22 protein-coding genes are annotated in these 25762 nt (G+C 66.9%); 16 read left to right on the top strand and 6 right to left on the bottom strand.

Annotation, left to right across the window (positions count from 1 at the left end; genetic code table 11):
• Nucleotides 1-66: 66 nt before the first annotated feature.
• Genes IP83_RS13805 through IP83_RS13815 form a run of 3 tightly spaced genes read left to right on the top strand, consistent with a single transcriptional unit; the run spans nucleotide 67 to nucleotide 5106 of the window.
• Nucleotides 67-3777, top strand: coding sequence for an SDR family NAD(P)-dependent oxidoreductase (locus IP83_RS13805; RefSeq protein WP_054122809.1), 3711 nt, complete (start codon nucleotides 67-69; stop codon nucleotides 3775-3777).
• 7 nt (nucleotides 3778-3784) lie between these two features.
• Nucleotides 3785-4717 carry an acetyl-CoA carboxylase carboxyltransferase subunit alpha gene (locus IP83_RS13810; protein WP_054122810.1) on the top strand — a complete coding sequence of 311 codons (933 nt, stop codon included), beginning with the start codon at nucleotides 3785-3787 and terminating at the stop codon, nucleotides 4715-4717.
• A gap of 2 nt (nucleotides 4718-4719) precedes the next feature.
• The gene (locus IP83_RS13815) at nucleotides 4720-5106 is read left to right on the top strand and encodes a cupin domain-containing protein (RefSeq protein WP_054122811.1); all 387 of its coding nucleotides are present in this window, start codon (nucleotides 4720-4722) and stop codon (nucleotides 5104-5106) included.
• On the opposite strand, the gene IP83_RS13820 is transcribed toward IP83_RS13815, so the two are convergent.
• Nucleotides 5103-5729: a TetR/AcrR family transcriptional regulator gene (locus tag IP83_RS13820; RefSeq protein WP_054122812.1), complete on the bottom strand. Its 627-nt coding sequence runs from the start codon at nucleotides 5727-5729 to the stop codon at nucleotides 5103-5105. The two genes, IP83_RS13815 and IP83_RS13820, sit on opposite strands and share 4 nt — an antisense overlap.
• Before the next feature lie 101 nt (nucleotides 5730-5830).
• Between IP83_RS13820 and IP83_RS13825 the strand changes: the two genes are divergently transcribed.
• Genes IP83_RS13825 through IP83_RS13840 form a run of 4 tightly spaced genes read left to right on the top strand, consistent with a single transcriptional unit; the run spans nucleotide 5831 to nucleotide 10259 of the window.
• A complete protein-coding gene (locus IP83_RS13825; RefSeq protein WP_054122813.1) occupies nucleotides 5831-6850 on the top strand; it encodes a VOC family protein in 1020 nt (339 codons plus the stop codon).
• Nucleotides 6847-7686, top strand: a complete 840-nt coding sequence (locus tag IP83_RS13830) for a fumarylacetoacetate hydrolase family protein (protein WP_054122814.1) — start codon at nucleotides 6847-6849, stop codon at nucleotides 7684-7686. The genes IP83_RS13825 and IP83_RS13830 overlap by 4 nt, the downstream gene beginning before the upstream one ends.
• A 6-nt stretch (nucleotides 7687-7692) precedes the next feature.
• Nucleotides 7693-9150: a bifunctional 3-(3-hydroxy-phenyl)propionate/3-hydroxycinnamic acid hydroxylase gene (locus tag IP83_RS13835; protein WP_054122815.1), complete on the top strand. Its 1458-nt coding sequence runs from the start codon at nucleotides 7693-7695 to the stop codon at nucleotides 9148-9150.
• A gap of 41 nt (nucleotides 9151-9191) precedes the next feature.
• The gene (locus IP83_RS13840; protein WP_054122816.1) at nucleotides 9192-10259 is read left to right on the top strand and encodes a PLP-dependent cysteine synthase family protein; all 1068 of its coding nucleotides are present in this window, start codon (nucleotides 9192-9194) and stop codon (nucleotides 10257-10259) included.
• A 3-nt stretch (nucleotides 10260-10262) separates the two neighbouring features.
• On the opposite strand, the gene IP83_RS13845 is transcribed toward IP83_RS13840, so the two are convergent.
• Together IP83_RS13845 and IP83_RS13850 are read right to left on the bottom strand one after the other, a co-directional pair.
• Entirely contained in the window at nucleotides 10263-10787 is a 525-nt protein-coding gene (locus tag IP83_RS13845) for a VOC family protein (RefSeq protein ID WP_082364703.1), read from the bottom strand.
• A 14-nt stretch (nucleotides 10788-10801) separates the two neighbouring features.
• A complete protein-coding gene (locus IP83_RS13850; RefSeq protein WP_054122818.1) occupies nucleotides 10802-11236 on the bottom strand; it encodes a thiamine pyrophosphate-dependent enzyme in 435 nt (144 codons plus the stop codon).
• A 164-nt stretch (nucleotides 11237-11400) separates the two neighbouring features.
• On the opposite strand from IP83_RS13850, the gene IP83_RS13855 reads away from it, so the two are divergent.
• The 9 genes from IP83_RS13855 (at nucleotide 11401) to IP83_RS13895 (ending at nucleotide 22082) form a co-directional block, all read left to right on the top strand.
• A complete protein-coding gene (locus tag IP83_RS13855) occupies nucleotides 11401-12345 on the top strand; it encodes an alpha/beta hydrolase (RefSeq protein ID WP_054122819.1) in 945 nt (314 codons plus the stop codon).
• Nucleotides 12346-12465: 120 nt separating this feature from the next.
• Nucleotides 12466-13368: a 3-keto-5-aminohexanoate cleavage protein gene (locus tag IP83_RS13860; protein WP_054122820.1), complete on the top strand. Its 903-nt coding sequence runs from the start codon at nucleotides 12466-12468 to the stop codon at nucleotides 13366-13368.
• 197 nt (nucleotides 13369-13565) lie between these two features.
• The gene (locus IP83_RS13865; RefSeq protein WP_054122821.1) at nucleotides 13566-15065 is read left to right on the top strand and encodes a carnitine 3-dehydrogenase; all 1500 of its coding nucleotides are present in this window, start codon (nucleotides 13566-13568) and stop codon (nucleotides 15063-15065) included.
• A gap of 30 nt (nucleotides 15066-15095) precedes the next feature.
• Nucleotides 15096-16502 (top strand): cytosine permease, encoded by a 1407-nt coding sequence (locus tag IP83_RS13870; RefSeq protein WP_054122822.1) that lies wholly within the window; start codon nucleotides 15096-15098, stop codon nucleotides 16500-16502.
• Nucleotides 16503-16540: 38 nt separating this feature from the next.
• Complete coding sequence (locus IP83_RS13875; protein WP_197274378.1) at nucleotides 16541-17548, top strand: alpha/beta fold hydrolase; 1008 nt, start codon at nucleotides 16541-16543, stop codon at nucleotides 17546-17548.
• A complete protein-coding gene (locus IP83_RS13880) occupies nucleotides 17535-18092 on the top strand; it encodes a thioesterase family protein (protein WP_054122823.1) in 558 nt (185 codons plus the stop codon). Before IP83_RS13875 ends, IP83_RS13880 begins: the two co-directional genes overlap by 14 nt.
• Nucleotides 18092-19240: an acyl-CoA dehydrogenase family protein gene (locus tag IP83_RS13885; RefSeq protein WP_054122824.1), complete on the top strand. Its 1149-nt coding sequence runs from the start codon at nucleotides 18092-18094 to the stop codon at nucleotides 19238-19240. Before IP83_RS13880 ends, IP83_RS13885 begins: the two co-directional genes overlap by 1 nt.
• The gene (locus IP83_RS13890; RefSeq protein ID WP_054122825.1) at nucleotides 19237-21306 is read left to right on the top strand and encodes an acetate--CoA ligase family protein; all 2070 of its coding nucleotides are present in this window, start codon (nucleotides 19237-19239) and stop codon (nucleotides 21304-21306) included. The genes IP83_RS13885 and IP83_RS13890 overlap by 4 nt, the downstream gene beginning before the upstream one ends.
• Entirely contained in the window at nucleotides 21303-22082 is a 780-nt protein-coding gene (locus tag IP83_RS13895; RefSeq protein WP_054122826.1) for an enoyl-CoA hydratase-related protein, read from the top strand. Before IP83_RS13890 ends, IP83_RS13895 begins: the two co-directional genes overlap by 4 nt.
• Before the next feature lie 257 nt (nucleotides 22083-22339).
• On the opposite strand, the gene IP83_RS13900 is transcribed toward IP83_RS13895, so the two are convergent.
• From IP83_RS13900 to IP83_RS13910, 3 genes are read right to left on the bottom strand one after another with little or no spacing between them, the layout of a single operon-like run.
• Nucleotides 22340-23575 carry an MFS transporter gene (locus IP83_RS13900; RefSeq protein ID WP_054122827.1) on the bottom strand — a complete coding sequence of 412 codons (1236 nt, stop codon included), beginning with the start codon at nucleotides 23573-23575 and terminating at the stop codon, nucleotides 22340-22342.
• Complete coding sequence (locus IP83_RS13905; RefSeq protein ID WP_054122828.1) at nucleotides 23565-24308, bottom strand: aldolase; 744 nt, start codon at nucleotides 24306-24308, stop codon at nucleotides 23565-23567. Before IP83_RS13905 ends, IP83_RS13900 begins: the two co-directional genes overlap by 11 nt.
• The gene (locus IP83_RS13910; protein ID WP_054122829.1) at nucleotides 24305-25669 is read right to left on the bottom strand and encodes a peptide MFS transporter; all 1365 of its coding nucleotides are present in this window, start codon (nucleotides 25667-25669) and stop codon (nucleotides 24305-24307) included. Before IP83_RS13910 ends, IP83_RS13905 begins: the two co-directional genes overlap by 4 nt.
• Nucleotides 25670-25762: the final 93 nt, after the last annotated feature.

The following is a 25762-nucleotide window of genomic DNA, read 5'->3' on the forward strand; positions in this document are numbered from 1 at the left end:
CCTCCCCAGGCCAGATTCCACCTCAATCCCGCGCCGCAATCGCCGCGCAATCTTCAGGAGAGTGACATGGCCAAGGCAAAGACCATCGATCCCGCACCGCAAGCCGCCACCACGGCAACCGGCCGCCTCGCCGGCAAGGTCGCCCTCGTCACGGGCGCCGCCGGCAATCTTGGCGGCTATATCGTGCGCCACTACCTCGCCGAGGGCGCGACGGTCGTCATGACCGGGCGCACCGAGGCGCGCCTCGAAGCCGCCGCGCAGGCCATGCGCGAGGCGAGCGGCGTCGACGCGACCCGCCTCGCCACGGTCATCCTCGATGGCGGCAATGCCCAGTCGGTGCGCGATGCCGTGGCCGATGTCGTCCGCCGCTTCGGGCAGATCGATATCCTCGTCAACAATGCAGGCTCGGCTGGCCCCAAGCAGACGATCGAGCAGTTGCCCTTCGACGAGGAAGAGCTCGCCGCCCTGCAGAAGCGCGGCGCTAACGACACCGAGACTGTCCCCGCCGCGATGCGCAACATCTTCGGCGTTGCGTGGAACCTTGCCCGCACCGTCGCCGCGGCGATGCCGGAGGGCGGCTCGATCATCAACGTATCGACGATCTTCTCGCGCACGCCCTACTATGCGCGCGCGGCCTATGTCGTCCCCAAGGCGGCGATGAACGCGTGGTCGCGCGAGCTGTCGCTCGAACTCGGGCCGCGCGGCATCCGCGTCAATCTCGTCTTCCCCGGCCCCATCGAAAGCGAGCGCATCCGCACCGTGTTCGCCGCGATGGACAAGGCGCGCGGCGACGAGGACGGAACGACCGCAAACACCTTCTTCGACATGATGTCGCTGGAGCGCAGCACCGGCGGCGCGCCCAAGGCCAAGACCTTCCCGGTGCCCGACGATATCGCGACCACCTGCGTGTTCCTCGGCAGCGACGAGTCCGCCGCCTACAACGGCCACGATTTCGAAGTGACCCACGGCATGACCGTCCGCAAGGAAGAGCGCGCGACCTACCTCGCTCGCCCGACCATGCGCTCGATGGACGGCGCCGGGCTCGCGATCCTGATTGTCGCGGGCGAGAACTGGGAAGAAGCGCTCGAGATCGCCAGGATCCAGATCAACTGCGGCACCAGCGTGCTGCTCGGCGTACCGCGCCAGGCCGACGTCGCCATCGCGCAGGCCCGTGCCAAGGCTGAAGGAATCGGCCCAGAGAGTGGTGGGGCGCTCACCATCGTGCGCTTCAACCGCACCGAACCCGCGAGCATCGAAGCCGCGCTAGCCGACTACACCGAAAGCAAGACGCCGATCACCGGCGCCATCTTCCTGCCCGTGTTCGGCCCGGGCGAATTCGGCGGCCGTCTGGTCGATGCCGAAGACGACATGATCGACACCTTCATGGATGTCGAACTCGTCGGCGCGATGGCGCTCGCCCGCACGCTCAGCCGCTACTGGAAGCGCCACGGTTCGCTGCTGCAGGCCCCGCGCTTCATCTTCATGTCGAACGCCAGCGACGGCAAGGACAACGTCTATGCCAACGTGCTGCGCGCCGCGATCGAGCAGCTGATCCGCATCTGGCGCGATGAAAGCGAGATCGACGTCGCCCACGGCCGCCGCCGCCAGGGCGAATGGGGCAACCAGATCGTGCGCTTCACCAATGCCGAAAGCGAATGCACCCGCTTCGCCGCCGGTCATGCCGCCCGCGTCCTCATCAAGGAAAGCAAGATCGCCGAAGTCACGCTCTACGTCCCCCGCAGCATCGGCGAGGCGACCGGCGCGCGCAAGGCAATGGCTGGCTTCAGCGAGAACATCACCGGCCTGCACCTCGGCAAGGTGGCGCTGATCACCGGCGGTTCGGCGGGTATCGGCGGGCAGGTCGCGCGGCTTCTCGCGCTGGCGGGCGGCAAGGTCATGATGGTCGCGCGCCGCGAAAGCGAATTAGCGGTGGCCCGCGCGCGCATCGTCAGCGAACTGGAGGACATCGGCTTCGCGGGCGTCGAACGCCGGGTGCAGACGATGGCCGGGATGGACGTCAGCAATCTCGACAGCCTCAAGGCCGCGGTCGACGCCACGATCAAGGCCTTCGGACGGATCGACTACCTGATCAACAACGCCGGCGTCGCGGGCGCGGAAGAAATGGTCGTCGACATGAGCGTCGACGCGTGGAACTACACGCTCGACGCCAATCTCATCTCGAACTTCGTGCTGATGCACCACGTCGTGCCGCTGATGAAGGCGCAAGGCTCGGGCTACGTGCTCAACGTCTCGTCCTACTTCGGCGGCGAGAAGTACCTCGCGGTCGCCTACCCCAACCGCGCCGACTACGCCGCTTCCAAGTCCGGCCAGCGCGCGATGGTGGAATCGATGGCGCGCCATCTCGGGCCCGAAGTGCAGTTCAACGCGATTGCCCCCGGCCCGGTCGATGGCGACCGCCTCTCCGGCACCGGCGGCAAGCCCGGCCTGTTCGAGCGGCGCGGCAAGCTGATCCTTGCCAACAAGCGGCTCAATGCGATCCACGCGGCGGCGGTCAAGTCGCTGCGCCGGGGCGTGCGCGTCGAGGCGCTGCTCAGCCGCCTTTCGCGCAACGACACCGTCCGCATGTCGCACGACACCAACAACCCGCGCGAGATCCGCGAGCTGGCGCTGGCCTGCGCGCGCGAAGGTGACGGCGTGTGCACCTGGGACCGTTACCTGATGACGCCGGACATCGCGGCCAAGCTCGTCAGCCGTCTGCGCGGTGCGGGCTACTTCCTCGACAGCCCGGAATGGGGCGCGCGGCCCGCCACGCCCGAAGCCGACCGCGACTGGCTGCTCAAGACCCCGCCCGAGGACCAGCCTTTCCTGCCCGCCGACAAGATCGCGGTCGAGGCCAAGAAGGTCGGCACCGGCGTGCTCTCGCAGCTCTTTCTCGGCAAGATGCCGACCGAGACCGATGTCGCGCAGGCAACCGTGTTCTTCCTCGCCGACCGCGCCGTCTCGGGCGAGACCTTCATGCCTTCGGGCGGTCTCAGCGTCGAACGCTCGACCACCGAACGCGAGCTGTTCGGCAGCCCCAAGCAGGAGCGGCTCGACCAGATGCGCGGCCGCACAGTGTGGATGATCGGCGAGCACCTGACCGACTACCTCGCCGAGACCGCACGCCAGTTCATCGCCGATTGCCACGTCGCGCGCGTGGTGATGATGACCGGGAGCGAGGCGGGCTACACCGCGGTGAAGGACCAGCTCGACGATATCGAGAACCCGCCGGTGGAGTACGTCGCACTCGATGGCGGCGTCGAAGCCGCGATGGACGAGGCGATCCGCCGCTGGGGTCACCCGACCACGATCGTCTCGACCCCGATGCAGGCGCTCCCCACCCGCCTCTTCGCGACCGATGCGCTGCTGACGCCCGAGGAGTTCCGCGGTCTCGTCAAGGACAACCTGACCAATCACTTCCGCGTCGCCCGCAAGGCTTCGCTCTACGATGATTGCCAGCTCGTTCTCGTCTCGCCCGACGTGCCGATGGGCGACAAGAGCCCGGCCTTCGCGCTCGCCAACTTCATCAAGACGACGCTCCACTCGTTCACTGCCACGCTGGCGGTGGAGAACGAGCGGCTTGTCCACGGCGCGCCGGTCAACCAGATCAACCTCACCCGCCGCGTCCGTTCGGAAGAGCCGCGGGATCTTGATGAGCATCTGGAAGAAGTGAAGCGCTTTGCCCGCGCCGTGCTGCTTGTCGGCACCCCCCTCCCGGATGCCGAGGATTCGCGCTATCGTGCGCGCATCTATCGCGGGATGTCGATGACGGTATAGTTGACGCTTGATGGAATACCTGTCGTTCGAAAAGCCGATCGAAGCTCTCGCGAAGCGCGCCGCCGCGCTTCGCGAGAGCGGCAGCGGCGAGGCCGAAGCCCTGATGCTCGACGAGCGGGCGCACCGCCAGCTCGCGGATCTCTACGCGCGCCTGACGCCGTGGCAGCGCACGCAAGTGGCGCGGCATCCCCAGCGGCCCCATTTCGTGCATTACGTGCAGGGGCTCTTCGACGAATTCCTTCCGCTCGGAGGGGACCGGCTCTACGGCGAGGATCAGGCGATCATCGGCGGTTTTGCGCGGCTCGGCGGGCGTGCGGTCATGGTCATCGGCCATGCCAAGGGGGAGGACACGACCACACGCCTCAAGCACAACTTCGGGATGGCGCGGCCCGAAGGCTATCGCAAGGCGATCCGCCTGATGGATATTGCCGACCGGTTCAGCCTGCCGGTCATCACCCTGGTCGATACGCCGGGCGCGTTCCCTGGCGTCGATGCAGAAGCGCGCGGGCAGGCCGAAGCCATCGCCCGCAGCACCGAGAAGTGCCTGGAAATCGGCGTCCCGCTCGTCGCGGTCATCGTCGGTGAAGGCGGTTCGGGCGGGGCGGTTGCGCTCGCCAGCGCGAACCGCGTGCTGATGCTGGAACACTCGGTCTACTCCGTCATCTCGCCCGAAGGCTGCGCCTCGATCCTCTGGCGTGGCAATGACCGCGCGCCCGATGCTGCCGAAGCCATGAAGATGACCGCGCCCGATCTGATGCAACTCGGCGTGATCCACCGCGTGATCTACGAACCCGTCGGCGGCGCGCATCGCAATCATGCCGAGACGATCAAGCGCCTCGGCACCGCGCTGCGCGCGGAACTGGCGGACCTGGCGCCGCTCACCGCCGATGAATTGCGCGCCGAACGCTGGTCGTTCTTCATGAAGCTCGGTTCGATGTAGGCATGCCGGCAGGTCCAATCGAGAATGACCGTGAAGGCCGCGACGTGCTGGAGAATATGCGCGGCGGGCCCGGCAGCGTTTCCGTTCGCCACTTCCGCTTCGATGGCAAAGGCGCGCCGGCCCGGTTCCTGATCCTCGAAATCCCCCCCGGTGCCGCCGAGGGCAGCCACGTCCACTATGCGGATGATCGCAATGGGACCGGAGCTTACGAGGAGTTCTACTACGTCATTTCCGGGCGCGGCATCGCGACGCTGGGCGATGAGACCTGCGCGGTCGGCGCCGGTGACTACTGGCATGCTCCGCTCGACATGGCGCGCGGGCTGGCCAATGCGGACCCGGTGCAGCCGCTCAAGGTCCACCTCACCGTGGTTCTGCGCGGCCCCGCCTAAAGCGCCTTGCAGGCGGCCTTCGCTATCGCGCTTGCCCGTTCCTCGCTTGCACCGAGCCCCGTCAGCCCAAGCAGCAGCATGGCACCAAGCCTGTCGCGCGCCGCTTCGGGTGCCGGGCGCTCCTCGACGAGGTTCGCCAGCAGAACCTGACACAGGCCGAGCCAGTAGAGCACCCCGCTGCTCCGCGCTTCCTGGCGCACCAGTCCGGCGGTCACGGCAGCGTCCATGTCCTCCACCAGCCCTCGGTTGAGCGGATGGGACGCCAGCGTTGAACTGGCATTGCTGCGCAGGAGCACAGTCGTCCGCTTGGGCTCGGCCAAAGCAAAGGCTGCCCCCACGCACATGCCACCCGCGATCCGGGCAAGCGGGTCTTCGACCGCCGCATTCGCCGCCGTGATGCAGTCTTCCAGCTCGCGCCGGACCTCTTCGGCAATCGCGGACGCGAAGGCAGGCTTGTCGGCAAAGTGATTGAAGAAGCTGCCTTTAGCCACTCCGGCACGGGCAACAACTTCGTCGATCGGGATGGCATCGATGGGCTTTTCGGCCAGCAATTCAAAGCCGGCAGAGATCAGCGCGCTGCGGGTGCGGGCGGCGCGGGGTGAAAGAGTGGGGAGCGATGCCATGCGCCTCCACTACTTGACTATATGGTCAAAAGCAAGATATTTGACCATATAGTCAACTGCGATTCGCCACCATTGCAGCGAGCCAGTCGGGAGAGAGCCCCATGCCGGTCATCAAGGTCCAAGACATCGCGCATGTCCGCTTTGCCGCGCCCGACTTTGCCGCGATGCGCAGCTTCCTCACCGACTTCGGGTTCGAAACCTTCGAAGAAGGCGGACGGCTTTATGGCCGGGGCCGCGACGGGCGGCCATTCCTGCATGTCACCGAACCGGGTGAAGCCCGCTTCCTCGCTGTCGGCCTGCGCGCCGCTTCGATGGAAGACTTGGCAAAACTTGCGGCAGCCGAGAGCGTGCCGGTCGAGCCGCTGCAGGAGCCCGGCGGCGGCCATGTGGTTCGGCTTGTCGATCCGAACGGGTATCAGGTGGAAGTCGTGGCCGGCCAGAGCGCGCACGGCCCCGCCCTGCCCTTCACCGATCCGCCGCGCAACACCGCAGCCGACAAACCCCGCAAGCGTGCGCCGGTCCGGCTGCGGAGCGCCCCGGCGCATATCCAGCGCATCGGCCATGCGGTGCTGCGCGTGAAGGACTTCCGCGCCTCCGAAGCCTGGTACAAGACGCGCTTCGGCTTTTTGACCTCAGATGAGGTCGAGGCTGCGAAGGACGTCCCACTCGGCGCGTTCCTGCGCTGCGACCGCGGCGACATACCCAGCGACCACCACACGCTGTTCCTCGCACAATTGCCCGGCCCGCCCGGTCTGCTCCACGCCGCGTTCGAAGTCGCCAATCTCGATGACCTGATGCTTGGCCACCAGCATCTGAAAGCCGCCGGGCGCAAACCGGCATGGGGTGTGGGCCGCCACATCATGGGCAGCCAGATCTTCGACTACTGGCTCGATCCCTTCGGCAACGAGCTGGAACACTGGACCGACGGCGACTTGTTCACCGCCGATGATCCGCCCAACAAGCAGACGATGCAGGCGCTGCTCGCCGTCCAGTGGGGTGCGCCGCATCCGATGCTCGCCGGCAAGGTCGCCCCGCCCGCCGGCCTCGTCGCCTTCCTTATGGCGCTGCGCCTGCGCGTGCTGCGCTTCTTCCGCCGCAAACCTGAAGGAACCCCCGCATGAAGCTCGCCACCTACACCGCCGATGGCACGACCCGAACCGGCATCGTCGTCGACGACCGCGTGATCGACACCGGCGTCGAGGGCACGATGATCGACCTGATCCGGCAGTGGGACGAGGTGAAGGACGAACTGGCCGCCAAGGCGACGGCGGGCGGTGGTCGTCCGCTGGCCGATGTCACGCTCGAAGCCCCGGTCCAGCGCCCCGGCAAGATTTTCGCCATCGGCCTCAATTACGCCGATCATATCGCTGAATCGAATATGCAAACGCCCGAGCGGCAGGTCTGGTTCACCAAGGCCCAGACTTCGGTCAACGCGCCCTATGCCGATGTCGAGATCGCCAAGGGCCAGATGACCACCGACTACGAAGTGGAGCTTGTCGCGGTGATCGGCAAGGGCGGCAAGCACGTCTCTGCCGCCGACGCGGCAGGTGCCATCTTCGGCTACTGCGTCGGCAACGACGTGACCGAACGCCTATGGCAGCACGCCTCGCCGCAATGGTCGCTGGGCAAGAGCTTCGACACCCACGCACCGATGGGGCCATGGATCGTCACTGCCGATGAAGTGGGCGATCCGCACGACCTTGGCCTACGCTGCTTCGTCAACGGCGAAAAACGTCAGGATTCCAATACATCACACCTCGTTTTCAACATCTGGAGCCAAGTCGAGCATCTCTCCGTCGGCATGACACTGGAACCGGGCGACTGCCTGTTCACCGGCACCCCCGGCGGCGTCGGCGCGGCGATGGACCCGCGCCAGTTCCTCAAGGCCGGCGATGTGGTGCGCTGCGAGATCGACGGACTGGGTCACATCGAGGCCACCATGGTCGCCGAGGGCTGACAGGCGGTGTCCTTCGATTGCGATGTCCTGATCGCGGGCGGCGGGCCGACCGGCGTCACGCTGGCGGTGCTGCTGGCAAAGCGCGGGGTGAAGGTGATCGTCGCGGAGAAGGAGGGCGCAATCTATCCCCTCCCCCGCGCCGCGCACATCGATCACGAAGGCATGCGCATCCTGCAGGAAGCGGGCGCCGCCGATACCGTGATGGCCACCTGCCGCCGCGCCTCGCGCTATGAGTTCCGCAATGCACGGGGCGAGGTGCTGCTCTGTTTCGAGGGGTCGGACCGGATCGGTCCCGGCGGCTGGCCGGGCGCCAACATGATCCACCAGCCCTCGGTGGAACAGGCGCTGCGGACAAGCCTTGCCGCCTGCCCGCAAGCAGCGTTGCACGGCAATTGGGAACTCGGCGCCTTCACCGAGGATGCCGAGGGGGTGACTGCCGAAATCGCCACGCCCGCTGGCCCGCGCACGATCCGCACGCGCTGGCTGATCGGCGCGGACGGCGCGCGCTCGCCGGTGCGCAAGGCCTTGGGGATCGTGTTCGACGATCTCGATTTCGAGGAGCCGTGGCTGGTCGTCGATGTGCTCGTCGACGACCCCTCGCGCCTGCCCACCACAAACTTGCAGATCTGCGATCCCAAGCGGCCGACGACGTGCGTGCTGATGGGCGAAGGGCGGCATCGCTGGGAATTCATGATCCTGCCGGGTGAAACTCCGGGGCAGGTCAGCGACGATGCCTTTATCGCGCGGCTGATGAAGCCCTGGAATGTCGAGGGCGCGGTCCGGCTGGAGCGCAAGGCGGTCTACACCTTCCGCGCCCGCATTGCGCGGGAGTGGCGCAAGGGCCGCGTTTGCCTCGCTGGCGATGCCGCGCACCAGACCCCGCCGTTTGCCGGGCAAGGCATGTGTTCGGGTCTGCGCGACGCGGCAAACCTTGCGTGGAAACTCGCCGCCGTGATCCGTGACGGCGCGCCCGAGAGCCTGCTCGACAGCTATCAGCCCGAGCGCGAACCGAACCTGCGCGCCACCATCGCGATGGCAATCATGATGGGCGAGATGGTCTGCACCACGAGCCGCTGGGGGGCTTTCGTGCGCGATACCAGGATGCGGATCGGGCGGGCGCTGGGCAAGCTGCCGTCCGGCCCGCCCGATTATCCGCCCATTTCCGCGGGGGCGATTCTGGCTGGCAGCGCGGGGGCGGGCAGCTATTTCCCGCAGGCGATTGCCGAAACCGGCACAAAGCTCGACGATGCGGTCGGTGACAAGGCTCTGCTCATCACCCGCCGTGCACTGGCGGGCCGTGTGGCCCCCTTTGCCCGCGAGCTCGGCGGCTGGCTGGACCAGCATGGTGCAGAGGCCGTGCTTGTGCGGCCGGACCGCTTCGTCTTCGGCACGGGCACGCCCGAAACGCTGCGCACCGCATGGTTGGCCGCAACGGGCATTGAGCCGCCGTCCCCCCTCGCCTAAGCCCGGCCCTTCGCCAAGGGACACAAGGGAGCAAGTCGGAAATGCAGGATCAGGCATGGGTCCACTGGGCAATCGGGCGGATCGAGGCGGACTATGCGCGCTCGGCCGATACGCACTTGCTGCCGGTGCCGCTGCCTGCGCTCCCCGGCATCGCGATCTACCTCAAGGACGAGAGCAGCCACCCGACCGGCAGCCTCAAGCACCGGCTCGCGCGCTCGCTGTTCCTCCATGCCCTGTGCAGCGGCTGGATCGGGCCGGAGACGACGGTGGTCGAGGCATCGTCCGGGTCGACTGCCGTATCCGAGGCCTACTTCGCGCGGATGCTCGGCCTGCCGTTCGTCGCGGTGATCCCCGAGCGCACGGCGCGCGAGAAGATTGCGGCGATCGAAGCGCTGGGTGGCACCTGCCATGCGGTCGCCGATCCGGGCACGGTTCACGCGGTCGCCTCGCGCATCGCGGCGGAGTGCGGCGGGCACCACATGGACCAGTTCACCTTCGCCGAACGCGCAACCGACTGGCGCGGCAACAACAACATCGCCGAAAGCATCTTCGCGCAGATGCGCCGCGAACCGCATCCGGTGCCGACATGGATCGTCTGCGGCGCAGGCACCGGCGGCACGTCCGCCACGATTGGTCGTTTCGTGCGCTACTACCGCCACCCCACGCGCATCTGCCTTGCCGATCCTGCCTCCTCGGCCTTCCATCGCCATTGGCACGACCGCACGCAATCCACCGGCACTGGCGAGCCGTGCCACATCGAAGGCATCGGCCGTCCGCGCGTCGAAGCCTCGTTCGTTCCCAGCGTGATCGACCGCGCGGAAGTGGTGAGCGACCGTGCCTCGATCGGCGCCGCGCGCGCGTTGTCGCGTCATCTCGGTCGGCGCGTCGGCGGCTCGACCGGCACCAACCTCGTCGCTTGCGCCCGCATCGCTTCCGAGATGGCCGCGCGCGGAGAAGACGGTGCCATTGTTTCCATCCTCTGCGATTCCGGCGAGCGCTATGCCTCGACGCTTTACAGCGACGAATGGCTGGCAGCACAGGGGCTCGATGTCAGCGCCGACGAAGCCCGGATGGCGCGGTTTCTCAGGCATGGCTGCTGGCAGGCGTGATCCTCACCAGGGGGTGATCAGCTGCTTGCCGTCCCAGTTCTCGGACTCATGGCGCGCCCGCGCATACATGCCCCGGATGATCTCGCTTTCGGGGTAGAGCTCGATCATGTGGCCCATCGTGGCACGCGCATCGATGTAGCAGATCTGCGCGCCGAAGCTGACGGTGAACTCGCTCGCGACGGGCATGCCTGCTGCGACATAGCGGTCGCGCGTACCCTCGTAATCCTCGCAGAACATCGCCATGTGGTGGATGCCCTGCCCGCCGTCCGGGTACATGTCGTGGAAGGCGCTGGGGCCAGTGGAGACCAGTTCGACAAGCTCGATATTGAGATCGCCGCTTTGCACGAAGACGCCGCGGATGCGGATCGGTTCGGCGGGCCGGCCGCGGTAGACGTGGTTGTCGAGCACCCCGTTGCCGCCGCCGATGAACGGCCCCATGCCGAACAGCTTGTTGTAGCGCGCGCAGGCCGCCTCGAGATTGTCCACCACGTGGCAGACCTGAATGAACGCGCCGCTCGGTATGGACATGGCCTTGCTCTCCCTTAGTCGACAACGGCCTCCACGAGGCTCGGGACATCGGCCGCGAACGACCACTTCAGTGCTTCGTCGAGCGCGGCGGCGGTATCTGTCCGCCGCGCGGCAACGCCCTGCGCCTCGGCCAAGGCGCAGAAATTGAGATGCGGCAGCTGCGTGCCCGGTAGCGACTGCATGCCGAACTTGCGGCCAAAGCTGTGCAGCGCTTCGTAGCGGCCATTCTTGATGATCACGAAGCTGACCGGCGTGCCGAGCTGCGCGGCGGCATGCAGCCCCTGGATCGCGTACATGCTGGCGCCATCGCCAATGACGGCGATGACCTTGTCCGACGTGCGCGCCAGCGCCGTACCGATGGCGGCGGAGAGGCCGTAGCCGTTGCCGAACACCGTCGTCATTCCATAGGCTTCGAGCAGGGCGAACGTCGCCTCGCGGACGGTGGTCATGGTCTCTCCCGTGGCTTGTCCCTGCGGTTCTGCGCTGAGGACGCGGCAAACACAACCGCAGCCACGCGTGGCGCTCGCCCAGCGAAACATTCAAGCAAAAGGCCCTTGCCGAGCAGCACTGCGGACCGCAATGAAGGCGCCAAGAGCAAAAGAGGATGCCACCGATGACCACCCGCCATCTTGTCGATCCCGATTTCCTGCCGCTGATCGATCTGCTGCCGGACAACGCCTTCACGCGTGAGGCCTTGCCCGCGATCCGCGCAGAATCCGAAGGCCGCTTCGCCTTCGTCGGGGCGCCGCCGATCGCGCCGGAGATCAAGGTGATCGAGGGCGAAGGCGGACCGCTCGAAGTCTACTGGTACGATCCCGCGCCCGGCGAGACGGGCCGCGCCGCGCTGCTTCATATCCACGGCGGCGGCATGGTGATCGGCTCGGCGCGCTCGATGCAGCAGGCGCCATCCGGCATGGCGGCTGCCTTGGGCATTCCGGTGGCCTCGGTCGAGTATCGCCTCGCGCCCGATCACACCTTCCCCGCCCCGCAGAACGATTGCTACGCCGCGCTCCAATGGCTGGCGGGCAATGCCGAAGCGCTCGGCGTCGATGCTGCGCGCATCGGCATCACCGGCGAAAGCGCAGGGGGCGGCCTCGCCGCAGCGACCGCGCTGATGGCCCGCGATTGCGGCGGTCCCGCGCTCGCCGCGCAGTTCCTCACCTATCCGATGCTCGATCACCGCACCGGCAGCGCGGACTGCCCCTACGGCAACCCGATCACCGGCGAATTCGTGTGGACCCGCCTCCACAACCAGTTCGGCTGGGAATGCCTGCAGGGGGACTACGCCGCCGACGACGCGCGCAAGGGCTGGTTCTCCCCCGCGCTTGCCGAGGACCTTTCCGGCCTGCCGCAAACCTGGATCGGCACCGGCAGCCTCGACCTCTTCCTCGACGAGGACCTCGACTACGCATTGCGCCTCGTGAAAGCAGGCGTGCCGGTCGAGCTGCACGCCTATCCCGGCGCGATCCACGCTTTCAACGCCATCGCAGAAGCCACCACCGCCAAGGCCTTCACGCGCGACCTGCTGGGCGCGATGGCGCGGATGCTGCGTATCTGATCACGCCGCGACATAACAAAAACTCAGGACCTCCTCCATTTTCCGGCATCGAGGCAATTCGCCATTCCATTCCGGCGCAGCGGAATTAAGCTCGGTGAACAGGGTCGGGAGGGAGCCTTCATGAATTTCGAGACGTTCATCACCTGCGCCGTCACCGGCTCGGGCAATACCGCCGACAAGCACCCCGGCCTCCCCATCACCCCCGCGCAGATCGCCGATGCCGCGATCGAGGCGGCCAAGGCCGGTGCCGCCATCGCCCATATCCACGTGCGCGATCCCGAAACCGGCCCAGGATTCGGCAGGGGCAGCCGCGATGTCGCGCTCTACCGCGAAGTCGTGGAGCGCATCCGCGCCTCGGACACCGACGTCGTGATCAACCTCACCGCCGGCATGGGCGGCGATATCGTGTTCGGTCCGGGCGAGAGCCCCTTCCCGCTCGATCCCGCAGGCACCGACATGGTCGGCCCCATGGAACGTCTGCTCCACGTGCAGGAACTGCTGCCCGAGATCTGCACGCTCGATTGCGGGACGATGAACTTCGCCGAAGCCGACTATGTGATGACCAATACGCCCGGCATGCTCCGCACGATGGCCGCCGAAGTGCAGCGCCTCGGCGTGCGGCCGGAGCTGGAAGTGTTCGATACCGGCCACCTCGTCTTCGTGAAGGAGATGATCCGCGACGGGCTGCTCGATGATCCGGTGATGATCCAGCTGTGCATGGGCATCCCCTATGGCGCGCCGGACGATCCGCTGACCACGATGGCGATGGTCCACCAACTGCCGCCGGGCGCGGTGTTCAGCGGCTTTTCCATCGGCCGCAACCAGCTGCCCTTCGTGGCGATGGCGGCTTTGGCTGGCGGCAACGTCCGCGTGGGGCTGGAAGACAACCTTTATCTTGGCCGCGGCCAGCTTGCCACCAATGGCCAGCTCACGGAACGCGCGGTGCAGATCCTCACCGGCATGGGCGCGCGCATCCTTACGCCCGCCGAAGTGCGCACCAAGCTCAAGCTGCAGAAGCGCTGAGGCAAATGGCCAATGCAGCCGCCCCAACCCCGCTCACCCTGAGCCTGTCGAAGCATGTCCTGAGCGGCTGCTGCAAGCAGCCAGCCGAAGGGGGTGTTGGCGCGACCGTCGGGTGTGATGCTTCGACAAGCTCAGCATGAGCGGACTTTGGGTAATTTGACTGGGATTTCTCGCAAAGCCCCAGTGGAGATTTGGAAATGACATCCGAGGCTGGTTCAAACGTCCAGAAGGTCGGCATTGTCGGCGGCGGCGTGATCGGCGCCGGCTGGGCTGCGCGCTTCGTGCTCAACGGCATCGACGTGGCGATCTACGATCCCGATCCTGAGATCGAACGCAAAACCGCCGCCGTCATCGCCAATGCCCGCCGCGCACTGACCCGGCTGTTCGGCAATGCCCTTCCGCCGGAAGGCAGCGTCACCTTCGCAAGCAGCCTGCAGGACGCGGTGCGAGAGGCTGATTTCATTCAGGAAAGCCTGCCCGAGCGCGAGGACCTCAAGATCCGCCTGCTTGCCGAAATGGATGCGGCCATGCCCGCCCATGCGGTGATCGGCTCGTCCACTTCGGGCCTCCTGCCGACCAAACTCCAGTCCAGCATGGCGCGGCCTGACCGGCTGGTGGTCGGCCACCCGTTCAACCCCGTCTACCTGCTCCCGCTGGTCGAAATCTGCGGCGGCGACCAGACGAGCCAACAGACCAAGGACATCGCCGCCGCCGTCTACACGCGGATCGGCATGAAGGTCCTCCACGTCCGCAAGGAGATCGACGGCTTCATTGCCGACCGCCTGCTCGAGGCCGTGTGGCGCGAGGCACTGTGGCTGATCAACGACGGGATCGCGACCGCCTCCGAGATCGACGACGCGGTGCGCTTCGGCGCGGGGATGCGCTGGTCGTTCATGGGCACGTTCCTCGTCTACCGGCTGGCGGGCGGGGAGGAGGGCATGCGCCATTTCCTCCACCAGTTCGGCCCCTCGATGGAATGGCCGTGGACCAAGCTGATCGGTCCCAAGCTGACCGACGAGCTGATCGAGACCATCGCCCGCCAGTCGGACGAGCAGGCCGGCGGGATCGACTTGCGCACCTACGAAAAGCTGCGCGACAACTGCCTTGTCGATCTGACCCACGCGCTGGAACGCAACGATTTCGCCTCGGGCCAGATCGCCCGCGCGCATCGGGTACGGCTGGTGGCGGCAGGCAAGAGCGCGGCTCCCGCCATCGGTTCGATCCTCGATGACGGGCGGATGCTCACGATAGCAACGCCCGTCCAGCCCGAATGGATCGACTACAACGAGCACCTCACCGAGTACTGCTACCTCAAGCTGTTCGGCGATGCGACCGACGTGGTGCTCGGTGCCATCGGCGCGGGCGCGGACTACGTTGCGGCGGGCCATTCGTGGTACACGGTCGAGACGCATATCCGCCACCTCGGTCAGGCGCGGCTGGGCGACAGCGTTTCGGTGCGCACCCGCGTGCTCGGCTGCGATGGCAAGCGGCTCCACCTCTTCCACGAAATGGTGCGCGGGGCAGCAGCCGTGGTGATTGCCACCGCGGAACATATGCTTGTCCACGTCAACGCCGCTGCCGAGAAGTCTGTGCCCGCACCCGATGCCATGCAACAGGCAGCACAGGGTTTGGTCGCCGCGCAGTCTGAACTGCCGCCGCCCGACGGCATGGGCCGCCAGATCAGGATGCCGGGCTAGAGCCAGACGCAAGAGGGGATCGCAAAACGCATGGCCTTGGTTGAGACGCGCTCGATCGACTACGTCCCCCTCGCCGAACGGCGCGGCAAGGTGCACCATCTCTGGCCGGTGTGGTTCATGGGCGATGCCCACCTCGCCACCTTGGCAACGGGCGCGATCAGCGTGCTGGGCGGGCTGGACTTGTTCTGGTCGAGCCTTGCGGTGATCGGCGGCTGCGCTTTCGGCACCGTGCTGATGGCACTCCATTGCACGCAAGGTCCCCACCTCGGCCTGCCGCAGATGATCCAGTCGCGCCCGCAGTTCGGCTACATCGGCGCGCTCTTGGTGTGGATCGTCGCGCTGTTCACCTACATCGGCTTCAACGCGCTCAACCAGTCGCTGGCGGCGAGCACGCTGCACGAACTGGTGGGCCTGCCCGAAGCCCCTGCGATCATCCTGTTCGGCCTCGTCGCCGCGCTGGTGGCAGGGATCGGCTATGACGTCATCCACGCCACGCAGCGCGTTCTGGCCTATATCATGCTGGCGGCGCTGGCGGTCTACACGCTGGGCTTTTTCACCGCCTTCGATCTTGGCGCGCTGCTGAGGCCGGGCGAGTTCAAGCCGACCCTGTTCCTCGTCCAGTTCTTCGCCGCCGCCGGCTACCAGCTCAGCTGGTCGATCTATGTTTCGGACTATTCGCGCTACCTTCCGCGCGAAGTCGGGATCAAGTCGGCCTTCCTGTGGACCTTTTGCGGCGCCTTCATCGGCGGCACGTGGATGATGCTCGTGGGCGCCTTTGCCGGCGCGACCTTCACCGATCCCGATATCGTCGTCGCCTTGCGCCGAAGCGCGGATGCCATGTTCGGCGGGTTCGGCTGGCTGATGCTGATCAGCAGCTTCTTCGGCCTTATCACGATCACCTCACTCAATCTCTACGGCTCCTCGCTCACCCTGCTCAGCGTGATCGACAGCCTGCGCCCGGTGCAGCTCGGCGCGCGCGCCCGGCTCGCCTCGCTCATCGTGTGCCTGATCGCCTCGCTGTCGCTCTCGCTCGGCTCGTCCGGCAATGTCATGCACCAGTTCGAGGCGTTCCTCGGCGTGCTCGTATACCTCTTTACCCCATGGACCGCGATCAACCTCGCGGACTTCTTCTTCGTGCGCAAAGGGCACTATTCGATCCGCGCGATGTTCATGGCGGACGGGATCTATGGCCGCTGGAACTGGCGCGGCCTCACCGCCTATTTCGTCGGCTTTGCCGCGATGATCCCCTTCTTCAAGACCGAGCTCTATGTCGGCCCGGTGGCGCAGAGCCTTGGCCGGGCGGATGTCTCGATGCTGGTTGGGCTACCGGTCTCCGCAGCGGTCTATCTGCTGCTGTGCCGCAACCTCGATCTCGCCAGGGAGCTGGCCCAGATCCCCGCGCTCGACCGCAATCTGGAAACGGAGCCGGTACGGTGATCCGCCGCCTGCTAGCCTTGTCCTTACTCGCGCTTGCCATGCCGGTGCGAGCAGAGCCGATCGCCTTCCCCGACCGGTTCGATCCCATCGGCACGCCGGTGCAGAGCTTGAAAACTAGCGAGGGTCGCAGCGTCCATTTCACCGATACGGGCGAGGCAGGCTGGCATCCCATGCTCTTCATCGGCGGTGTCGGCACCAGCGCCCGCGCGCCCGAGCTGGTCGCCTTCCTCGATACGCTGCGCCGCCGCCTGCACGTCCGGATCATCGCGGTCGAGCGCAACGGTCTCGGCGATACCGCCTATGACCCGGCGTGGACCTTTGCCGACTATACCAGCGAAGTGCGGCAGGTGCTCGGCCACCTCGGGATCGGCACCTTCGCGCTGGTCGCCATTTCCGGTGGTGGCGCCTATGCCGGACACATCGCGGCCGCTATGCCGGAGCGGATCACCTCGTGGCACATGCTGGCGGCCATCGCGCAAGCGCCGGCCGATAGCGCCATATGCAAGGCCGAGCCCGCCGCGCTGGAAGCCATGCTGGCAAGCCAGGTCGGCGCCCCCCGCGCATTCTGGGCCATGCCGCCAGACGGCGTTGCCGCGCATGTCCCCGGCTTTGCCGACCGCGCCGCCGACGAAGGCGCCCATGCCTATTTCATCGCCGGGCAGCACGGCGATGCCCGCGCTGTCGCCCGCGAGTACCGCAGCTTCTGCGACGCGCCCGCGACGGTGAAGGCCTTCCCCGCCCCCGCCTATTTCACTTACGGCGAGGCGGACAAGGTCGTCCCCCCTTCGCAAGGCGAGTTCTGGGCCAGCAAAGTCGCGGGCAAAGTCACCTTCCGCCGCTACCCCGGCGAAGGCCACGACGTGCAGTACCGCCACTGGGACCAGGTCCTGCTCGATGTGGCGGGATATGGCGAACAAACGCTGGTCTGCGACAAAGGCCGTGCAAGGCTGCTGCCGCGCGTGGTGCAGGCTGCCGATCTCCCCAAGGGCACAACTGCGGGCGTCTGCGCCTGGACAGCCAAGGAGGCCAACCATGCCGCCAAGTGAACCCCACGGCCTCACCACCCCGCTCGAAGGCGTCGCCGCAGACCCGTTCCAGCCCGGCGAGGCGATCCCCGCCCCGCTGCGCCTGATCCGCCCGACCGTCCCGCGCGAATGGGTCGATTACAACGGGCACATGAGCGAGTCCTGCTATCTCCTCGTCTTCGGCGACCAGTCCGACGCGTTCTTCCGCAAGATCGGCATCGACGAGGCTTATCGCGCGGGCGGCCATTCGCTGTTCACCGTGCAGACGATGATCTTCAACCTTGCCGAAGCGCACCTCGGCGATCCGCTCGATCTCGCGCTCCAGCTCATCGATGCCGACGACAAGCGCCTCCACATCTTCCACACCATGCACCATGGCGAGACGGGCGAGCTGCTGGCAACCGGCGAGCAGATGCTGGTGCATGTCGACATGAACGCGGGCAAATCTGCACCCATGCCGCCGGAACTTCACGCAACGGTCCATGCGGTGCTCGCCGCCCACGCAGGGCTTGAACGCCCGGCGCAGGTCGGCCGCTCCATCGGAATCAGACGGGACAAGAAGTGATGCATTTCGAACTTTCCTCCGAACAGCAGATGCTGGTCGAAACGGTCCGCCGCTTTGTCGAGACCGAACTCTATCCGCACGAAAAGCTCGTCGAGGACACAGACAACGTCCCCGCCGACCTCGCCGAAGAGATCCGCCGCAAGTCGAAGGAACTCGGCCTCTATGCGGTCAACATGCCGGCAGAACTCGGCGGCGGCGGCCTCGGCACCTTCGACACCACGCTGATGGAACGCGAGCTTGGCCGCGCCAGCTACGGCCTGCAGATGATGATTGCGCGCCCCAGCAATATCCTGCGCGGCTGCACGGGCGGCCAGATCGAGGAATACCTCCTCCCCACCATCCGCGGCGAACGCCACGACTGCCTCGCCATGACCGAACCCGATGCGGGCAGCGACGTCCGCTCGATGCGCACTTTCGCAAGGCGGGATGGGGACGATTTCGTCATCAACGGCAGCAAGCATTTCATCAGCCACGCGGATGTCGCGGATTTCGTGATCCTTTGCGCGGCCACCGGCGAAGCGGGCGGCAAGAAGACGATCAGTTGCTTCCTCGTCGATTTCGACACGCCCGGCCTCACCCGCCGCCGCGGGCCCAAGTGCGTCTCGCATCGCGGCTACCACCAGTGCGAGCTGATCTTCGAGGATTGCCGCGTGCCCGCCTCGGCCCTCCTCGGCGAACTCGACAAGGGCTTCGAACTCATGGGCCAATGGCTCGGCTCGACCCGCCTGCAAGTCGCCACCACTTCGGTCGGGCGCGGCCAGCGCGTGCTTGAAATGGCAACGCAATGGGCCGCCACGCGCAGGCAGTTCGGGCAGGCCATCGGCAAGTTCCAGGGCACCGGCTTCAAGCTCGCCGACATGAAGACCGAGCTCGAAGCCGCAGAACTCCTCACCTTCCGCGCCGCGTGGAAGGACGACCAGGGCACGATGACCGATACCGACGCGGCGATGGCCAAGCTCTTCGCCTCCGAAGCCTTGGCGCGCGTCACCGACAACGCGCTCCAGATCTTCGGCGGCATGGGCCTGATGGACGAGCTTCCCATCGAACGCTTCTGGCGCGATGCCCGCGTCGAGCGCATCTGGGATGGCACCAGCGAGATCCAGCGCCACATCATCAGCCGCGCGCTGCTGCGCCCGCTGGAGGCATGAGCGCGCATCGCCTGAACCGCCTGCTGCGCCCCCGCAGTCTGGCGCTGGTCGGCGGCAAGGCGGCCGAGGAAGCGGTGCGCCAGTGCCGCGCGCTGGGCTTTGCCGGGCCGATCTGGCCGGTGAACCCGAAGCGCGCCGAGATGGCCGGGCTGCCCTGTTTCGCGGATATGGCTTCGCTGCCCTCCGCGCCGGATGCCGTGTTCATCGCCGCCCCCGCGCCCGCAACCATCGCGCTGGCGCCTGACCTTGGCGGCACCGGCGGCGCGATCTGCTATGCGGCGGACTTCGCCGAAAGCGGCGAGGAAGGCCGGCAGCGGCAGGCCGCGCTCCTCGAAGCCGCCCAAGGCGTGCCCCTCATCGGCCCCAATTGCTATGGCATGCTCAACCTGTTCGACCGCGTGGCATTGTGGCCCGATCAACACGGCTGCCTTCCCATCGACAGCGGAAACGGCGTCGCCATTGTCAGCCAGAGCGGCAACCTTGCGCTCAACCTCACCATGCAGGCGCGCGGCCTGCCCATCGGCTATGTCATTTCGGTCGGCAACTGCGCCGATGTGACGCCCGCCGATCTGATCGAGGCGCTGATCGCCGATGACCGGGTCAGCGCCATCGGCCTCCATCTCGAAGGCCTCGGCTCGGTCGCGCGTTTCTCTGAGGCCTGCCTTGCCGCTCGCGCCGCCGGTGTCCCGCTGGTTGCACTCAAGACCGGCGCTTCGGCCAAGGGCGCCGCGCTCACGATGTCGCACACCAGTTCGCTGGCAGGGGCCGACGCACTCACCGATGCGCTGTTCGCGCGGCTCGGCGTCGCCCGCGCGCATGATCCCGCGACGTTCCTCGAGACGCTCAAGCTGCTGCATGTCGCCGGGCCCTTGCGCGGGCGCCGGATCACCAGCGCCAGCTGTTCGGGCGGCGAAGCCTCGCTCACCGCCGATCTGGCCGAAGCGGCGGGCCTTGAGACGCCCGACTTCCCGCCTGCCACGCAAGCCGCGCTGGAGGAAGTGCTCGGTCCCCGCGTCCACGTCGCCAATCCGCTCGACTACCACACTTACATCTGGGGCGATCTCGCAGCGCAGACGGCCTGCTTCGGCGCGATGCTGGGCGCGGATTTCGAGGCCTCGCTGCTGATCCTCGATTTCCCCCGTGCCGACCGCTGCACCGCCGCCGATTGGGATGTGACGCTGGAGGCCTTCCGCGCTGCCGTGCAGGCGCATCCCGCCCCGCCGGGCACGGTGCGGATCGTCGCCAGCAGCCTTGCCGAAACGATGCCCGAAACCGTCGCCGCAGCATTGATCGCGGATGGCATCCTGCCTGCTGCCGGGCTTGCCGAAGTCCTGCGCGCCATCGCCGCCGCCGCCACCATCGGCGAGGCCTGGGCACGCCCCGCCCCCTCAGCGCTACCAGAGCAGCCTCGGCCCTGCTCCGGAGAAGCGCACGTCTGGGACGAGGTCCGCAGCAAGGCCGCGCTTGCCGGCGTCGGCGTGCCAGTTCCGCGCAGCCTCGTGGCCAGCCGTCCCGAGCTGGCAGACGCCGCATTGCCAGCCCCCTTTCCCTTGGTTCTCAAGGCCGTAGGCGCCGATCTTGCCCACAAGACGGAACTCGGCGGCGTGGCCCTGAACCTCACGAGCCGCGAGGCCCTGCTCGCCGCCGCCGAGGGCATGACGACGCTGTCAGACCGGTTCCTGATCGAGGAAATGGCTCTCGGTGCAGTGGCGGAGCTGATCGTCGGCGTAGGGCGCGATCCGCAGTTCGGTCTGTTCCTCACGCTCGGTGCGGGCGGCATCTTCGTCGAACTGCTGCGCCAGACCGAACAGGTTCTTCTCCCCGCCACACCGGCAGACATCGAAGCCGCGCTCGCCCGTCTGCCGTTCCACAAGATCCTCGCCGGCTATCGCGGCAAGCCGGGCTGCGACATGCCCGCGCTGTTCGATGCCATCGCCCGCATCGCCGATTGGGCCATGGCGCATGCCGACCGGCTCGAGGAAATGGACGTCAATCCACTGCTCGCGCTGCCCAACGGCGCGATGGCAGTCGACGCCCTCATCAGCATCAGGGAGCCCCAGCCATGAGCGCCGTAAAGCTTGAAAGCCGCGACGGCATCCTGATCATCACGCTTGACCGGCCCAAGGCCAATGCGATCGATGTCGCGACCAGCCTCGAACTCTACGCCGCGTTCAAGGCGCTGAACGACGATCCCGCCCTGCGCGTCGGCGTGATCACCGGCACCGGGCGCTTCTTCTCCGCCGGATGGGATCTCGGCGCCGCCAACGATGGCGAGGCGGTCGATGCCGACCACGGCCCGGGCGGGTTTGCCGGCCTCACCGAATACTTCAGCCTGACCAAGCCGGTCATCGCTGCCGTCAACGGCCTTGCCGTCGGCGGCGGTTTCGAGCTGGCGCTGGCGGCCGACCTCATCGTTGCCAGCGATACCGCGAAGTTCTGGCTCCCCGAAGCCCAGCTCGGCATGCTCCCCGATTCCGGCGGCTTGCTGCGACTCCCCAAGGCCATCCCCGCCCGGCTCGCCCGCGAAATGATCCTGACCGGGCGGCGCATGGATGCGGCGGAAGCACTGGCACTCCATCTCGTCAACCGGGTGGTCGCGCCCGATGCCTTGCTGGACGCCGCGCTGGAACTGGCGGGCGCCATCGCGAAATCCGCCCCGCTCGCCATCACCGCCGCACGCGATATCTTGCGCGAAACCGAGGCGCTTGGCATCGAGGCGGCCTACCGGCACATGCGCAGCGGCGCGATACCCTCCTATCAGGCGATGCTGCAATCGGACGATGCGCTCGAAGGCCCGCGCGCCTTTGCCGAAGGCCGCGCGCCGGAATGGAAGGGGCGCTAGCGACGGCTTCCCGCATGCTGGCGGATTTTCCTACATCGACGATTTCTGCCAAGGCCATGCGGGAAGGCCGTCTTTCGCCTCCGCGCTCTTTCCCATCGTCGATGCCCACGCGGAAAAAGTCGCACCAAAAAACCGTGCTACTGTCGCTTTCTGCGTTTTTTCCTTTTTTAGTCATAGACTTGGACGGGAAATGAAAAGCGACACGGTGTCGCTATTGTCGCTTTTGACCGGTCCTGATCAGCAATCCGGCACCGCCGCTAGGCCCTCTCCCACGCGACCGGCGCCACGCGCGGCAGGATCGCCAGCCAGCCGATCAGCCCCAGCACATTGACCAGGCCAGCAAGCAGGAACGCCGTCCCGTAGGAGCCGCCCCCGGCGTCGATCAGCACGCCCGCAAAGAACACGCCGATCACGCCGGGCATATTGCCCATCATGTTCTGCATGCCCACCCAGCGCGCGGCGGCCGCAGGTCCGCCCATGATCTGCGGGATCATGAAATAGGCCGGCGAGGAGAAGCCCAGGAACACCTCGTAAACGAACAGCAGCGCGATGCAGGCGCCGATCGGCATGAACGGCATCGCCAGCATGCATCCCAGCCCCGCCAGATGCGCCAAGGCGAGAGGAGCCTTGAGCGTCAGTGAAGGCGACCATCCGCGCTGGATCAGCTTGTCGAACGCCCAGCCTGCGGCAAGCGCGGCAAGCGCATTGACGAGGTAGGCGCTGGAGACGACCTCGGCCATCTGCTGCTTGGAAAAGCCGCGCTGCATTTCGAGGTACATCGGCAGGTAGCCGAGGATGAAGTACCAGTTCCAGTTGCCCGCGAAATGCCCCAGCGATGCGCCCCACAAGGCGCGGCGGGACAGGATCTGGCGCAGGGTCACCACCGGCGCCGCGTCACCTGCGGCGGGCTTGGCTTCGTGGATCCGCACCCGGCTCCAGGGCAGCAGCCACAGCAGCGAAAGCGCGCCGAACAGCACGAAGGTCGGCCGCCAGCCCCAGCGCGCCATCAGCAGGCCGCCGATCAGCGTCCCCGCCGCCGGGCCCACCAGATAGCCGAAACCGAGCACGCCGTTGGCGAGGCCCATCTGCGCCTTGGGCACATTGCTCGCGATGATCTTCGAGGTCGTGGTGAACGCCACGCTCTCGCCCATGCCTAGCATCAGCCGCAGCACGAACAGCCCGGCAAATCCCTGCACGAACCCCGTCAGGAGTGTGGAGACCGACCACAGCAGGGCGCCGAGGGCCAGCACCACCTTGCCGCCGATCCGGTCTGAAAGCGCGCCCGCCGGCAGCTGGCAGAACGCATAAGCAAAGTAGAACCCCGCCGCGAGCGCGCCGTAGGCCGTGGCGCTGAGGTTCAAATCAGCGCGGATCTGGGTCGCACCGGTCGCGAGGTTGCCGCGGTCGATGTAGTTGATGAACAGGCTGGTCGCCATGAGGCCGACAAGGACCAGCGGCGCGGTGGTGCGGGGCTTGGCAGCCTCAGGCAGCATAGTCGGAGCCTTGCCGGTCGAGCATGCGTTTGAGCGCGGCAAAGTGCAGTTCGATCCGGTCCAGCCCTTCGACCAGCGCGGACTTGGTGTACTGCTCGACCGTCCGCCCGAGTGCCGGTTCACCAACGAGCCGCAGCTTCTGCCCGGTCGATTGGGCCAGTATCTGCGTCCTTGCGGCCTGCTCGAAGAAATAGAGCGTGTTGAAGGCCTCGGCGACGCTGGCACCTGTGGTCACCACGCCATGGTTGCGCAGCAGCAGGACGGACTTGCTGCCCAGCGCCGCCGCCATCCGCCGACCCTCGCCACTGTCGAGCGCCAGTCCCGCGTAGTCGCACAGCGCGACGAGGCCGGCAAAGCCGATGGCGTTCTGGCCCGCCATCAGCAGTTCGGGCTCTTCCAGCATGCTCAGCGCGGTGGCGTAGGGCATATGGGTGTGCATCACGCAGCGCGCGTCGGGCCGGGCGGCATGGAGCGGGGCGTGGATGTGGAACGCGGTGTCCTCCACCGGCCCCTCGCCCGCCAGCTTGTTCCCCGCGAAATCGACGACGAGGAAATCGGATGCGCGGATTTCCGACCAGTGCAGCCCGAACGGTGCGAGCAGAAAGCGGTCCGCATGGCCGGGTACGAGCAGGGTGAAGTGGTTGTCGATGCCCTCATGGTAGCCGAAATGGATCGCCAGCCGGTGCGCGGCCGCAAGGTCGACCCGGGCCTGCCATTCGGTCTCGGTCGTCATGCGCGCGCCTCGGGCGTCCCGTCCAGTTCACGGATCAGCGGCTTTCTGAGCAGCAGGATCACCGCCGCACCGACCACGCCGATCGATGCGTCCATGATCCAGAAGGCGGTGGGGCTCATCGCACCGAAGTAGCTGCCGACCCAGCCCGCCGTGACATGCGCGGCAAACGGCGAGAGGAAGGCGACACCCATCAGCGTCGAGGCGACCCGCGGCGGGGCGGCCTTGCTGACGATGGCCATCGTGGTCGGCCAGTAATACATCCAGCCGAGGCCCATGATCAGCCAGCCGGCGATGGCCCAGAATGCGCCGACGCTGTGCTCCTGCGTCACGCCGTAATTGCTGAACGCGAAGAGCAGCGCGGCGAACGAGACGACCGCCGTGCCGATGCCTTGCTTGGTCACGTTGGCAGGCTCCTGCCCGCGCTTGGCCTGCCAGCTCCACAATGCGACGAGGATCGGCGCCGCGAGGATCGAGCCGAACGAGTCCATGCCGGCGAACCAGCTCGAGGGAACGGTGCCGAGCGGCGTGGCGAGATTGACCCACTGGTCGACCCACAGGATGCCGATGCTCCAGACCATCGGGTAAGTGATCTCGGCGGGGAAGGTCAGCGCGATGACGAAGATCAGCACCGCGACCCGGCGGCGCTCTGCGGGCGTAAGCGGCGGCGCCTTCTCGCGCGCGGTCGCCACCGGCTTGAAATCGGGCAAGTGCCGCTGGCCCATGATGTAACCGACCATGGCCACCAGCATCAGCACCGCCGCCACGGCAAACCCGGCATGGAAGCCCCAGATCGCGGCGACAAGGCCAGTCGTCACCGGGCCGCTGGCGGCGCCGATGTTGATGCCGGTCGCGAAGATCGTGTAGCCGCGCGAACGGCGCGATTCATCCTCGCGCGGGTAGAGCGTGCCGACCTGCGCGGAGATGTTTCCCTTGAGGAAGCCCGAGCCCATGATCAGCAGCGCCAGCGCGATCACGAAGCTCTCGTAGAACGACATCGCCGCGTGTCCGGCGGCCATCAGCAGCACGCCGATCAGCACGGTGCGCTTGGGGCCGAGCACCCGGTCCGCCACCCAGCCGCCGATGATCGGGGTGAAGTAGACGAGGCCCGCATACCAGCCATAGATGATCGAGGCGAAGGCGACATCGCTCATCGCACCGTTGAAGCTGAGGCCATGGCGGATAGTGGCGAGACCCAGCACCTTCCCGGCATGGAGCGGCAGCAGCTCCTTCACCATGTAGAGCGTGAGCAGCGCCGACATCCCGTAGAACGAGAAGCGCTCCCACATCTCGGTGAAGGCGAGGTAGTAGACTCCCTTGGGATGGCCGGCGAATTGTTCGAACTGCTGCGCCTGCGCCGCCATTATGCTGTCTCACCCCCGCTCGCGCGCATCGGTTCAGGCGCGCGGTCATGCAAGGGATGGGCGATTGTCGGCCCATCCGTCAATTGCCAAAGT

This window comes from Novosphingobium sp. AAP93 (genome assembly GCF_001296055.1).
GTDB lineage: Bacteria > Pseudomonadota > Alphaproteobacteria > Sphingomonadales > Sphingomonadaceae > Novosphingobium.